Here is a 13,085-nt window from a genome sequence, read left to right on the forward strand (position 1 = left end):
CCTTCTGCCGCCTCAAGGACTTCCGCCGCGTCGCTACCCGCTACGACAAGCTCGCGGCCAACTTCCTCTCAGGCGTCGCGCTCGCAACAGCTATCGCGTTCTGGCTCTGAATGAGTCTCAACCCTAGGGGCCTTTACGTATTCAGGCTACCGCCGGCTGAGAGGAAATTTGTCCAATCAGCCGCAATACTCTTCCATCCATCAACGACGCCATCGGAGTATTTCCGTGCCGTGCCTCGAAGAGAAAACTTTCACTCTTGGGGCCGCGTCTTTGCGGGTCCAGCAACCTTCCGCCTACCTGTTTGCACATAGGGTCGCGAAAGCAGTCCTGATCGAGGTTAAGAACCGAGGTCCGCAGCCAGCGCCCGTCGCGGGCCACCCTCAGCAGGTCCGGCCAGTTCCGTGCTGAACTTCGCATTCGCCACCGGCATCGAGAACAGCGCCCCGCGTATAGCCGGGGGCAAGCGCGTCGACGAGCTGGAGAGCTGCGGCTTCTATCGCCACTGGAGAACCGACTTCGCGATCGTGAAGGAACTGGGAATCCAGTTCCTGCGATACGGACCGCCCTTGCATCGAACCTGGCTGGGGGACGGCCGGTACGACTGGGAATTCGCCGACATGACGATGGCGGAGCTGCACCGGCTCAGGATCTTCCCGATCGTCGACCTGTGCCACTTCGGCATCCCCGACTGGCTGGGTGATTTCCAGAACCCGGACTTCCCGGAATTGTTCGGCCGCTACGCGCAGGACTTCGCCCTCCGCTATCCCTGGGTGCAACTCTACACGCCTGTGAACGAGATCTTCGTCTGCGCGCGATTTTCAGCGGCGCTCGGCTGGTGGAACGAGCAGCTGAAAGCCGAGCGGCCGTTCTTCATCGCCCTCAAGCACCTCACCAAAGCCAATGTTCTGGCGATCCACAAGATCCTGGAAGTCACGCCCGACGCCATCTTTATCCAGAGCGAGTCCACCGAGCAGTTTCATCCCGACTGCCCGGAAGCCGAGCCCTTCGCTGAGGCCTATAACTCTGCCCGGTTTCTGTCGCTCGATCTCAGCTACGGCCGCCAGGTGAACACCGTCAGCTATGTGCGGCTGCGCGAGAACGGCATGTCGGCCGAGGAATATGACTGGTTCATGCAGCATGGCGTGCGCCGTCGCTGCGTGATGGGAAATGATTACTATCACACCAATGAGCATTGGGTGGATCGGCACGGTGTTCCCACGTCCGCGGGCGAGATCGTCGGCTATGCCGAGATCACGCGCCAGTATTTCGGCCGGTACCGGCTGCCGATCATGCACACGGAAACCAACCTCGACGAAGGCCCCACCGGGTATGAGGCGGAGGAATGGCTGAGCAAGCAGTGGGCGAACGTCATGCAACTGCGCCGGGCCGGCCTGCCTGTGATCGGCTTCACCTGGTATTCCCTCACCGACCAGGTCGACTGGGATTGCTCGTTGCGCTTCGATCGCGGGACCGTGAATCCGCGCGGCCTGTACGACCTGGACCGCAATCCCCGGGCGGTCGGCCGCGCGTTCAAGCGGTTGGTGGAAAGCTGGAGCGACACCCTCGCCGCACGCAGCATTGCACTGACGCTGCCGCTGCGGCCCTTTTCAGATGACGCGTAGCAATGGTGGAGAACGGGACCCGATGGAACGCAGCCATTCCGCCTATCATCGCCTGATCGAGGCAGCCCGGTCGGATCAGGACCCGCCCCCCACCGCGGTGGTCCATCCCTGCAGTCCCGGCGCGGTCGAGGCCGTTGCGGAGGCCGCAAGAGAGGGGCTGATGAACCCGATCCTGATCGGCCCCCCGGCGCGCATCGAAGCGGCTGCGGCCGAAGCCGGCATCGACCTCAGCAGCTTTAGGGTCGTCGCGGCGGCGCATAGCCATGCGGCAGCTGCGCAAGCCGTGGCGATGGTGAACAGCGGCGAGGCCAAGCTGCTGATGAAGGGCTCGCTGCATACCGACGAACTGATGAGCGCGGTGCTGGTCCGCGACCGCGGCCTGCGAACCGAGCGCAGGATCAGCCATTGCTACCTCATGGACGTGGAGGGTTACCCCGCCCCGCTCATCATCACCGACGCGGCGATCAACATTGCCCCGACGCTGCTGGAAAAGGCGGATATCATCCGCAACGCGATCGACCTGGCACATGTGCTGCGCATCGAGGAGCCGCGCGTGGCGATCCTGTCGGCTGTGGAGACGGTCAATCCGGCGCTGCAATCCACCCTCGACGCGGCAGCGCTGTGCAAGATGGCCGATCGCGGGCAGATCACGGGCGGTTTGCTCGACGGCCCCCTCGCCTTCGACAATGCCGTCAGCATTGCCGCCGCACGGGACAAGGGCATCGTCTCGCCAGTCGCTGGCCAGGCGCAGATCCTGGTCGTCCCGAATATCGAGGCCGGCAACATGCTCGCCAAGCAGTTGACCTTCCTGGGCGGTGCGGACGCCGCAGGCATCGTGCTGGGAGCGCGAGTTCCGATCGTGCTGACCAGCCGCGCGGATGCGGTCCGCACCCGCCTCGCCTCCTGCGCGGTCGGCGTGTTGCTGGCGCGCGCGATCACGAAGGCGGCGCCGGGCTTCCCATCGGACGCCGAAGCATGAGCGGCGCCATCCTGAGCCTCAACTCGGGTTCCTCGAGCATCAAGTTCGGCTTGTTCACCATCGAGCCGGAGGGCGTTCGCCGCTTCACCCACGGCAAGGTGGAAGGCATCGGGATCGATCCGCACCTTGTGGTGCTCGACAGCGCGGACTCGGTGGTGATCGACCGTGGGTGGGAGAACGGCGAGCGCCTGGACCACAATGCCCTGCTCGGCCAGCTCATCGACTATGTGATCAAGCTGTTGCCGCACCACGCGCTATCGGCCGTTGGGCACCGGGTGGTTCATGGCGGCCCCGAACTGCGCCGGCCGCAGCTGGTCGATGACTCGCTCCTGGAAATCCTGGAGGGACTGATCCGGATGGCGCCGCTGCATCAGCCGCATAACGTCGCCGCAATTCGCGCCATTCGCGCGCTGAAGCCGGACGTGCCGCAAGTCGCCTGCTTCGACACCGAATTCCACGCCGACCGCCCACCAGTTGCCAAGCGCTACGCCGTTCCCAGGGAATGGGAGGAGCGCGGCATCATGAGCTACGGCTTTCACGGCATTTCCTACGAGCATGTGGCGCTGACACTCGGCGCAACGGAGCCGGAACTGGCGCGCGGCAGGGTGTTGGCTGCACATCTGGGCAACGGCGCAAGCCTGTGCGCGATGGTCGAGGGTCGCAGCATCGACACCACCATGGGGTTCAGCGTGCTCGACGGGCTGGTCATGGGGACGCGGCCCGGGTCTCTCGACCCCGCCATCATCCTCCATATGCTGCGGGAGGAAGGACTGAGCCTTCAGGAGGTACAGTCGGCCCTCTATCGAAAGTCGGGCCTTCTGGGCGTGTCCGGCATATCCAGCGACATGCGCGTGCTTCAGGCCAGCAGCGCCCCGCGAGCAGCGGACGCGATCGAGTTGTTCGTCTGGCGCATCGTGCGTGAGATCGGCGCGCTGATCGCCACCATGGGCGGGATCGACGCGCTCGTGTTCACGGGCGGCATCGGCGAGAACGATCGCCTGATCCGCAGCACCGTCTGCCAGAGGTTTCAGTGGGCAGGCGTCCGTATCGACGAGGAAGCGAACGCAGAGAACGAGCGGATCATTGATGCCGCCGGAAGCGCCATCGCCGTCCGCATCATCCCAGCGGACGAGGAGCGGATGATCGCGCTCCACTGCCAGGCGCTGCTGTCGTTGTAGCGACATGATGCGGCGGCCGTCCGGTCGTTGATCGCCGGCGCCGTTTCCTGCGCTTCATCCACAAAGGATTTGGGGAGGAGACCATCCGGCTCCTCCCCTTCCTCCGTTTCGTGCTGCGCCGGGTTTATTGTTTCGGCAGCTGGATCGAGGGCCCGAGGTTTGCCACCACCTGACGGGCATCGAACGAGGCCTTGTCGTTGGGATTGGTACCGCGGCTCATCTGGATCTCTGCGGTCGCCTCATATTTGCTGACCGTGCTGACGTCGATGTTGTCAGCCCAGAACGGGCCACCATACCATGGATCCCAGGTGCGCCAGCCGAAGCCGCCGAAGTAGCTCCACGACGGGCGCCACCAACCATAGGGGCCAGCGAAGGCCGGATCGCGGCTGATGCGGGTCTCCACATCGCGATCCGTGGCACGATTCACGATCGTGAAGCTGTCGTAACCCTGCTGAAGGGTCAGTTCGGCCGCCCGATAGAGCAGATAGGTCTCCACCGTCTTGCGCGACGTCAGCGTGTTCCCGACGAAGCTCACGCGCCAGATATTGTCGGTGATCTTCTGGTCGGAATATCCGCCTTTCGCCCTGCTGTCATGGGCACCAAGCGGCTGGTAGGGCGTCGGCGTGGCACAGCCGGAAACGATTGCCGTAGTGGCGGCCAAGGCGACCGCGATCTTTGCATTTTGTAACCTCTTCATGGGGCACCTATCCTTGAGAGTTGCAGGGACGCCTGACTGGCTTGACCGCCGAAACTCAGGGCGGCTGGTCACACCGGATCGCGAAGCCGGGCATCGCGACGCGCGCGCTTGCGCGGCTCATGGAGCCATCGGCTGGGAAGGCGGCAGGCTGCACAGCGCGCCCCTTCAATGCGACAGGAACAGGGTGCACGGACTGTTCCTCGAAAAGTCCTTGGTCACGCCGCCAAAGACCCTTTCGTGCAGCCGGGAGTGCCCATAGCTGCCCATCACGATGTACGAAGCTCCGATTTCCAGCGCGGCCCTGCGCAGTGCATCGGATGTCGAATCCTCCGCCTTCGGGTGCTCGCGGACTTCGGCCTTGATGTCGTGGTAGCCAAGATATTGGGCGGCTTCCAACGCCGGAAACCCGCTGTGATCCTCGGTAACCTCCACGATCGTCACCCGCGACGCGAGGGCAAGCATGGGCACGGCGTTGCACAGCGCACGCGAGGCCTCTGGCGATCCGTTCCAAGCAACCACCGCGTTTCCACCAACATCCAGGCGGGGACCCTCGGAGGAGATCCCCAGGATAGGCGTGTTGGTCCGGATAGCGAGGCGGGCAGCAGCCGGGGCGCGGGCGGACTCATCGGCCTCACCCCCAATGCTCACGATGGCAATGTCGACCAGGTTCATCCGGTCGAGTGCAGCACCCTCCGGATCACTGGTTTCGTTGATCCATGTCCAGGACGCGCCGGCCCGACGAAGGCGTCCCTCGACCTCGGCCTGGTTCTTGGCTTCCTCGGCCCGCAGTTGCTCCAGGATCCGCGACATCGCATAGACGCCGCCGAACGGGTCCATGACAACATAGTTGTTAAACGGCGTGACCTGTAAACAATGGATATGGCTGTTGAAGGCCCCCGCAATCGTGAGCGCTGCCTCTACCCGGTCTATCGTGCCGGAGTCGTGGTTCGCGTAGAGCAGAATCGATCTCATCTTGCGCGGGCCTTCAATTGACTGCACCGCAGAAGAATGACGCCTATCCGCCTACAACATATACGTAAGGTCCCTATTGAGGGGTCGGAACGGGGTCGGAATGGTAGCGCCGGATCAATAGATCAGACGTTTGTGCCTCTCGCACCGTCCGATTCCGCATCGTAGACAATCCGCAGCAGTTCCGAGAGGCTGTGGACGTCCAGTTTTGCCATAAGATGTGCCCGGTGAATTTCTACGGTGCGTGAGCTGATCCCAAGGTCATATCCGATCGTCTTGTTCGGGAGACCCTTGGCCAGTCCGGACAGCACATCACGCTCGCGCGGGGTGAGACACTGCAGCCTGCGTTCCGCTTGTTCTGCGACGTCATGCCGGCGGGCGTTCCGCTTCAACATGACCGAACTCTGCTGGATCGCAGAAGCGAGGGCATCCGTTTGCAGCGGCTTGATGAGAACGTCGAGCGCACCGAGCTTCATCGCGCGCACCACTGCTCCAATGTCGCTCAGGCCGGTGATGATGACCACTGGGAGCGGGCAATGTCGATCATACAGGGCTTCCAGTACATCATTGCCGCTCGCATCCGGCATGCACAGATCAAGCAGGATGCAGCCGGGCTCAAGATATTCTTCTTCGATGAGACTTAAGCCGGACGAGAAATACTTCACGCTATATCCCAAGCGTTGAACCGTCATCCCGATGGCTCTTCTGCTGACACTGTCATCATCTACGACATACACAAGCATGCGTATCACCCCCGATGCACACAGGGTCGCCACAGGCGCAGCTGGACCCGTCACTACCAAAGTCGGCATTTTCCTCGGGCATTGGGGACGCGCTATCTCTCGGGACAGCCCCCGTTACAGAGTCGCTTCGCTCCTTGAAGGAACTTGACCCGCCGACAATGTCGCGAGCCTACTCCAAGTTCCACTGATGTGCATTAAATTACGCAAAAAAAATGGCGTTAGACCATATACTTCGTACGCATCTGCGAGATTGTAGGCCACTTCAGTAGGGGAAATTGCCGACGCAAGATGAGCGCGCGAGGGCGAGCGAATTACCGCGTCGATCCCTGTCCATGTGTTGCTTCGCAGCGAAAAGCGATCCGACGTCGGATGCTGTCGCTGTACGCCGTTGACAGAGGGGCGCCGCGCAGGCCCGAAAGGCGCGCAGATCTTGCGCCGCTGAGGAGTACGAGCAGGCGGAGGCCGAAGCCTAGTGCTTTAGCGGCAGGCGGCTCAGCGCGAGATACCGGCGGGCGAGTTCCAGATGGATGAAGCGTGCCTCAGTGCACCGTGCTCTCGCCGCCATCCGGGCTTCCACACGTGCACGCTCTTGGGCATATTCCACGTCCATCGTCACTCAGCCCTTGTTGGAGGGAAGGTGAGACTAAGCCCGGGCCGCCCTAAGGGATTTACGTAGAATCGCTTAATCTCGGCGTAGGTTCCGCCCGGTGCCGTCCGGAGCCCGACCACCCGCGAACGACCAGCTTTGCGGCTTCCGTTGCGATCAGCGTGATCCCCGCGCCACCCAGGCAGACGAGGCAGCTCGCGAGATCGGGAAAGCCGATGCCGAGCAAATCCTGCAGCGGAGGCCAAGCCATCGCACCGAGTTGCAGGCCCAGGGCGGATGCGACCCCCACCAGAAGCCACCGGTTGTTCCACAGCGGCTCGCGCCACGCGGGCCTGTGATCGTTCACGATCGCCAGGACGAACATGTTTTCGAACAGCACCAACGCCAGAAGCACGCTGTTCCTGGCCTCCACCAGGTCGTTGCCGCGCGCGAGTTCCCAGCTGAGCAGCGCAACCGCGAACAAGGCCATGGCGACAGTCGGGATCAGCATCAGGATCAGTGCCGATCCGTCGATCAGCCGTCCGTCCGGCGCCCGCGGCGGCGTGTGAAGCTCATCGCCCGTCCCCCGACCCAGCGCCAGCGTCACCGCTTGCGGCGTCTCGGTAATCAGGTTGCCCCACAGCAACTGAACCGCGGTCAAGGGCGGCGGCAGCCCGACCGCCGTCGCCGCCAGGAACATGCCGATCTCCGCCATGCCGGTAGCGACCAGGAAGATGGCAATCTTGCGCAAATTCCCGAAGGTGATCCGCCCTTCCTCCACCCCCGCCACGATCGAGGCGAAGTTGTCGTCGACCAGGATGAGGTCGGCCGCACCGCGAGCGACGTCGGTGCCGCCGGCGCCCATCGCCACGCCGATGTTGGCGGCATGCAATGCGGGCCCATCGTTCACGCCATCCCCGGTTACGGCCACGATGTGCCCCATCTTACGCAGCGTCTCTACGATCAGCAGCTTTTGTGCGGGATCGGTTCGCGCAAAGACCGTGGCCCGCCCGATCGCCCGCGCCCGCTCCTCGGCACGACCCGCAAGTTTCGCCAGTTCGGAACCGGTCAGCACATCCTCCCGGTGCTGCGCCAGGCCGAGTTGCCGACCGATGGTGAGCGCGGTTGCCGCATGGTCGCCCGTGATCATGCGCACCTGGATCCCCGCCCCGCGGCAGGCATCAACCGCTCCCCGGGTTTCCGGGCGCAGCGGGTCCAGCAGACCGACGCATCCGAGACATTCGAGCCCGGTCGGGTGCGCAAGCTCCCCCCCGTCGAGATCGGCCACCCGCTTGTGCGCAAACGCCAGGACCCGATATCCATCGGCAGCCAGCGCCTCGGCAGCGCGCGCGAGCGCCGGGTCGGGCTGCGGGCACATCGCAAGGATGGTTTCCACTGCACCTTTCGCGACAACCTCGACGCCGCCAGGAGAAGGGCCAGGAGAAGGGATTGCGACACTCGAGAAGCGGTTGACGGGCTCATAGGCAAACAGGCCCAGCCGGGTGGGTTCATCGATGCCGCCGATGTCGTCGGCGAACCGGAGGAGCGCCACGTCGACGCTATCTCCGACCGGCTCCCCGGCCGGCGTCCAGTTTGCTTCGTTGCACGCGGTGGCGGCTTCTGCGAGCTTGCGCACGGTCCCTTGAGCGCTCTGCCAAGCTGATGCATCCAGACGTTCGCCACAGGGCGTAAGCACCGCGCCGACCGAAAGACGATTGACGGTGAGCGTGCCCGTCTTGTCGGTTGCGATGATCGTACAGGCCCCCAGCCCCTCGACGGCGGGAAGGCTGCGCACGATCACGTTGCGCGCCGCCATTCGCTTTGTAGCGACAGCAAGCCCCACGGTCACCGCGACCGGCAATCCTTCCGGGATCGCGGAGACTGCCAGCGCCACTGCCACCAGCAGGATCTGATCCGGCGCAGTGCCGCGAAACAGCAACACGATGGCAAGTGCCAGGATGAGGACCGCCATGGCGATCGCGATCTGCTGCGACAGGCGCTTGAGATAGAGGATCAGGGGCGGCGGTGCCGGAGGCGTCTGGCGCAGGGAGGCGCCGATCTTTCCCAGTTCGGTGCGTTCCCCGGTTGCGACCACGACCCCGCGAGCACGGCCGGAAAGCAGCGTCGTCCCGGCATGGGCGATGGTGACACGATCGCCGAGTGGCGCCTCCGCCGGGAGCGCGGCGTCGGCCTCCTTGGCGACCGGCAGCGCTTCGCCCGTCAGTAGGGACTCGTCGGCCTGGACGTCGGACGCGAAGATCAGGCGAATGTCTGCCGGAACCCCTGCCCCTGGTTCCAGCAGCACGAGGTCGCCGGGCACCAGTTCGGCCGCATCGAGTTCCCGGACCTGGCCGTCGCGTTCGACGCGGGCCATCCGCTTTACCATGTCCTGCAGTGCCTCTGCGCTCGCGCCTGCCCGGCCCTCCTGCACGGCGCCGATGAGTGCATTGAGAAGCAGGACGATCACGATGAACAGCGCGTCCGTCCGTTCGCCCATCCACAGCGACACGCCGGCCGCGCCGACCAACAGGTAAATCAGCGGGCTTTGAAACTGCCGCAGGATGATTTCGGCCCAAGAGGCGCGCTTGTGCCGAGGTAGTTGATTGCTTCCCCATTGCGCGCGCAGCCCGGTAACCTTTTCCTCCGTAAGCCCACGCTCGGAGGCGCCAAGTCGGGCCACGCACTCGGCAGCGGAAAGGGCAAACCACGGCACCGTATCCGCCGCCTGCGGGGCGGGCACAGAGGTCATGGGGCGCATTCTTCGATGGTCGTCAGGAGTCGGTTCTGCTGACCACCAGCGCCGTGCCGTTGGGATCGATGGTTACCAGATGATAATTGCCATTCTCGCACTGCGCCCGCCATTCGGGCTTGGCTGCGTCCGGGTCGATCAATGTTGCACTGGTGACGCCCTGGCACGGAAGTCCGGCGTCCCGAATAGCCCGGAGAAGCGCCACCATCCGCAAATTCTCCGGCAGATCGAGCATCTCCTGCGCATAGTCCGTACGGTCGACCACCGTGACGTTGTTGGTACCGCTGGGTTTATCGCAGCCTGCCACCAGCATCAGCGCAACAAGGGGTAGGTATTTCATCCGCGTGCTCCCGCAATGACGTAGATGCCGTCCGCCACCACGCTAATTATGAGCCGCCACGTCCGTTATCCGTGATGATACGGATAGACGGCAACGGACCTGCTGCGGGTCTTGAAGATTGTACGCGCCGGCCATGACGACTTGGCGCGACGACGGTCACGACAGTGCCGGGGCTCCATAGCCTCCTGCCGCCCGCCCTCTTCGGCAGCAGGACTTTGCGGACAAAGCCAACGCTCCGGGGGAGTGGCCGGCATTCGACCACCCCCTCCTCTGCAGACTTTCCCGTTCAGGGCTTCAGGACGATGCGGCCTTCGACGCGACCCTGGCGCAAGCGGTCAAGAACATCGTTCACTGCCGAGAGCGGTTCTACCGCGACGGTTGTCCGCACCTTGCCCTCGGCCGCGAACTGCAGGGCCTCTGCCAGATCCTTCCGGGTCCCGACGATCGAGCCCCGTACCGTGATCCGCTTGAGCACCACGTCGAAGATAGGCGTCGGAAACTCGCCCGGCGGCAAGCCCACGAGCGACACGGTCCCGCGGCGGCGAACGCACCCGATCGCCTGTGAAAATGCCGCCGGTGAGACCGCCGTCACCAGCACGCCATGGGCGCCGCCCCCGGTTTCGGCGATCACCTTCTCAACCACGCCGTTCTCGGAGCAGTCGACGGCAAGATCCGCACCCAGCGCCAGCGCGAGCTCGAGCTTTTCCGGGGCGACGTCGAGCGCGACCACGTGGAGTCCCATGGCCTTGGCGTATTGGACGGCTAGGTGGCCGAGGCCGCCGATGCCCGAAATCGCGACCCATTCGCCGGGTCTCGCTTCGGTCTCCTTGAGACCCTTGTAGGTGGTGACACCGGCGCAGAGGATCGGCGCAAGCGCGGCGAAGTCCGGATTTTGCGGGAGATGGCCGACATAGGGCGCGCTCGCGATCGCGTATTCCGCGTAGGTGCCGTTCACGCTGTACCCGCTATTGTGCTGCAACTCGCACAGGGTTTCCCAGCCGGTCTGGCAATATTCACAGCGCCCGCAGGCATCGTGAAGCCAGGGGATCCCCACCACGTCCCCTTCCTTCAAGTCCGGCACCCCCGCACCGACTGCGGCAACATAGCCCACGCCTTCGTGGCCGGGGATCAGCGGCATCATCGGCTTGACCGGCCAGTCGCCATCCACCGCGTGAAGGTCCGTGTGGCAGACACCCGTGGCTTCGATCTTGACCAGCACTTCGCCCGGGCCGGGCGTGGGCACGGGCAGTTCTTCGATCTGCAGCGGAGCACCAAAGCTCCGTGCAACTGCTGCCTTCATCGTCGCCATACGCCTTCTCCTCGATCCGTGTCTTGTGCCCGAGCGCCGCGGCGGAAGATTCGGTTCGCGGCGCAGGTATAGTAGCTCCGTCGCATTCGGGCCCCAGCGTCCAGAGCCCGACGGTTTCGGTCTTAGGATGAAACGGCGCGCTTTGACGTTGCTGCACCGCAAGCTCAGTCTGCACTGGCACCGTCAACAATGACGCCGGCGTGTGAAAGGCCGCTGGATTGATCTCGCGCACCGAATAGAGACCTCGACGCCCAAGCGAAGTCCAAGCATCAGCTAGTCCAACCTTGTTTGAAGATATCATCAATTAAATAGAATGAGTATGTCTACTTATACGATTGAATCGGAAACGTGCGCCATTATCGCGCCGAAGACGCGATTATACCCATGCACAGACCGGATATCCTCAGATGCTGCTGCGAATCTTCATTTCTGCAGCTTTTGCTTACGCCGCCGTAGCAGAGTGCCAGGCGCAGGAGGCGTCTGTCCGCACCGAACAGGATGACCTTGCCAGCCTGAAAGCACAGGTTCGCGAGTTGAAACAGGCGGTCTCGGATCTGCGGGAACAACTGCGGATCATGAACACCACTCCGTCGGTACCAGCCTCGAACAGCGCACAAGCACCCACGGTGGCGACGCAGACATCCCCGCCGCCGGGTTCCGCTCCAACCACTGGGTCCCAGATCGCGCAAGCGGGCCGACCGCCGCCCGGGAACACGAACGCGGAGCGCGAGACGATCGGCGATGAACAGACTGGCGTCGCACGGGCAGATACGGAGCCCCCGCCCAATGACCCGAACCTGCGCGGCTTCATCACCATCCCGGGTACCGAGACACGGGTGAAGATCGGCGGCTTCGCGAAGGTCAACGCGATCTATGACACCGGCCCCGCGGGGAACCGCGACAAGTTCGTCACCGCCTCGATTCCAGTAGGATCGCGCGCCGGAAAGAATGCCACCATCGATGCCTCTGCGACGCGCCTGAGCATTGACGTCCGCCGGCCCAGCAGCCTGGGGCCGCTCCGCTTCTACCTGGAGAATGACTTCTACGGCGGCTCCGGCTCGGTGGGGTATCGCCTGCGCCAGGCCCATGGACAGGTAGGAAACACCTATGCCGGCTACGGCTTCAGCGCCTTTGCGAATGCCGACGCCCTCCCAGAGACGCTGGATGACCAGGGCCCCGGATCCGTGGCGTTCCTCCGCGTCGCCTCGCTGCGGCAGATCTTCAAGATAGGGCGCGGCTTGAGCGCGACCCTGTCACTCGAGAACCCATCCTCCGACATCACGCTGCCCGTTGGCGCGTCGGACGAGGAGCCGATGCCGGACGTAGTTGGCGCCCTGCGGGCACAGGGCCGGTGGGGCAATATCCAGACCGCGGTCGTCGCCCGAAAGATCGGCTATACGCTCGATGGAACCGAAGAAAGCCGCTTTGCCTATGGCATGACCCTGTCAGGGCTGCTGCAGGTGCGCGGCGATTTCCTCATGGCGGGGTTCACCTTTGGCAACGGGATCGCGCGCTACATCAATGACCTGGGCGGGCGGGGATACGACGCCGTTGTAGCACCCGACGGCACGATCCACCGCCTCAAGGCCTATGGCGGCTATCTTGGATACACCCACCACTGGAGCGAGCGCTGGCGCTCGAACCTTGTCGGTAGCGTGCTTGTGCTGGGCCGTGACGAATATCTGTCTCCCCTCGCCTTCCGCTCCGGCCAATATGCGGCCGCCAACCTGATCCTGCAGGCAAGCCCGAACTTTAGCGCCGGCGTGGAGAGCCTCTACGGCCGACACGAATTGCAGAACGGCCAAAGCGCGGACGTGGTCCGCCTCCAGCTCAGCTTCAAATACGACCTCGTCCGGTGAGGTGCTCGTCCACCAGTCCAGGCACTCGGGTCCCTGGCGGCGCTGATCATCCAT

Annotated in this window: 9 protein-coding genes and 2 pseudogenes; 5 read left to right on the forward strand and 6 right to left on the reverse strand. The window is 63.9% G+C overall.

Going from position 1 to position 13,085, the window contains the following annotated elements; genetic code table 11:
- The 4 genes and pseudogenes from QP045_RS08905 to QP045_RS08920 form a co-directional block, all read left to right on the forward strand.
- Positions 1-110: pseudogene (locus QP045_RS08905) on the forward strand (IS5/IS1182 family transposase); the annotation flags it as partial.
- A 291-nt stretch (positions 111-401) separates the two neighbouring features.
- On the forward strand, positions 402-1,622 hold the full coding sequence (locus tag QP045_RS08910; protein ID WP_422514631.1) for a family 1 glycosylhydrolase: 1,221 nt from the start codon (positions 402-404) through the stop codon (positions 1,620-1,622).
- Positions 1,623-1,656: 34 nt separating this feature from the next.
- Positions 1,657-2,601, forward strand: a pseudogene (locus tag QP045_RS08915) (bifunctional enoyl-CoA hydratase/phosphate acetyltransferase); the annotation flags it as partial.
- Entirely contained in the window at positions 2,598-3,779 is a 1,182-nt protein-coding gene (locus tag QP045_RS08920) for an acetate/propionate family kinase (RefSeq protein WP_422514632.1), read from the forward strand. The pseudogene QP045_RS08915 and the gene QP045_RS08920, both read left to right, overlap by 4 nt.
- 124 nt (positions 3,780-3,903) lie before the next feature.
- Here the strand turns inward: QP045_RS08920 and QP045_RS08925 are convergent, their stop codons facing one another.
- The 6 genes from QP045_RS08925 to adhP form a co-directional block, all read right to left on the reverse strand.
- Positions 3,904-4,476 carry a CC0125/CC1285 family lipoprotein gene (locus tag QP045_RS08925; RefSeq protein WP_422514633.1) on the reverse strand — a complete coding sequence of 191 codons (573 nt, stop codon included), beginning with the start codon at positions 4,474-4,476 and terminating at the stop codon, positions 3,904-3,906.
- Positions 4,477-4,641: 165 nt separating this feature from the next.
- Positions 4,642-5,448, reverse strand: a complete 807-nt coding sequence (locus tag QP045_RS08930) for a universal stress protein (protein ID WP_422514634.1) — start codon at positions 5,446-5,448, stop codon at positions 4,642-4,644.
- A gap of 122 nt (positions 5,449-5,570) precedes the next feature.
- A complete protein-coding gene (locus QP045_RS08935) occupies positions 5,571-6,188 on the reverse strand; it encodes a response regulator transcription factor (RefSeq protein ID WP_422514635.1) in 618 nt (205 codons plus the stop codon).
- A gap of 668 nt (positions 6,189-6,856) precedes the next feature.
- The gene (locus tag QP045_RS08940; RefSeq protein WP_422514636.1) at positions 6,857-9,523 is read right to left on the reverse strand and encodes a cation-translocating P-type ATPase; all 2,667 of its coding nucleotides are present in this window, start codon (positions 9,521-9,523) and stop codon (positions 6,857-6,859) included.
- 22 nt (positions 9,524-9,545) lie between these two features.
- On the reverse strand, positions 9,546-9,863 hold the full coding sequence (locus QP045_RS08945) for a hypothetical protein (RefSeq protein WP_422514637.1): 318 nt from the start codon (positions 9,861-9,863) through the stop codon (positions 9,546-9,548).
- A gap of 286 nt (positions 9,864-10,149) precedes the next feature.
- The gene (gene adhP / locus QP045_RS08950) at positions 10,150-11,172 is read right to left on the reverse strand and encodes an alcohol dehydrogenase AdhP (protein WP_422514638.1); all 1,023 of its coding nucleotides are present in this window, start codon (positions 11,170-11,172) and stop codon (positions 10,150-10,152) included.
- A gap of 407 nt (positions 11,173-11,579) precedes the next feature.
- On the opposite strand from adhP, the gene QP045_RS08955 reads away from it, so the two are divergent.
- On the forward strand, positions 11,580-13,031 hold the full coding sequence (locus QP045_RS08955) for a DcaP family trimeric outer membrane transporter (RefSeq protein ID WP_422514639.1): 1,452 nt from the start codon (positions 11,580-11,582) through the stop codon (positions 13,029-13,031).
- Positions 13,032-13,085: the final 54 nt, after the last annotated feature.

This window comes from Sphingomonas sp. 3-13AW (assembly GCF_049311085.1).
Lineage (GTDB): Bacteria > Pseudomonadota > Alphaproteobacteria > Sphingomonadales > Sphingomonadaceae > Sphingomonas.

What these genes read in the sequence shown, in the direction of transcription:
- QP045_RS08925 (WP_422514633.1), bottom strand. Translation starts at nt 4,476, where the DNA reads ATGAAGAGGTTACAAAATGCAAAGATCGCGGTCGCCTTGGCCGCCACT.
- QP045_RS08955 (WP_422514639.1), top strand. Translation starts at nt 11,580, where the DNA reads ATGCTGCTGCGAATCTTCATTTCTGCAGCTTTTGCTTACGCCGCCGTA.
- adhP (WP_422514638.1), bottom strand. Translation starts at nt 11,172, where the DNA reads ATGGCGACGATGAAGGCAGCAGTTGCACGGAGCTTTGGTGCTCCGCTG.
- QP045_RS08940 (WP_422514636.1), bottom strand. Translation starts at nt 9,523, where the DNA reads ATGACCTCTGTGCCCGCCCCGCAGGCGGCGGATACGGTGCCGTGGTTT.
- QP045_RS08920 (WP_422514632.1), top strand. Translation starts at nt 2,598, where the DNA reads ATGAGCGGCGCCATCCTGAGCCTCAACTCGGGTTCCTCGAGCATCAAG.
- QP045_RS08930 (WP_422514634.1), bottom strand. Translation starts at nt 5,448, where the DNA reads ATGAGATCGATTCTGCTCTACGCGAACCACGACTCCGGCACGATAGAC.
- QP045_RS08945 (WP_422514637.1), bottom strand. Translation starts at nt 9,863, where the DNA reads ATGAAATACCTACCCCTTGTTGCGCTGATGCTGGTGGCAGGCTGCGAT.
- QP045_RS08935 (WP_422514635.1), bottom strand. Translation starts at nt 6,188, where the DNA reads ATGCTTGTGTATGTCGTAGATGATGACAGTGTCAGCAGAAGAGCCATC.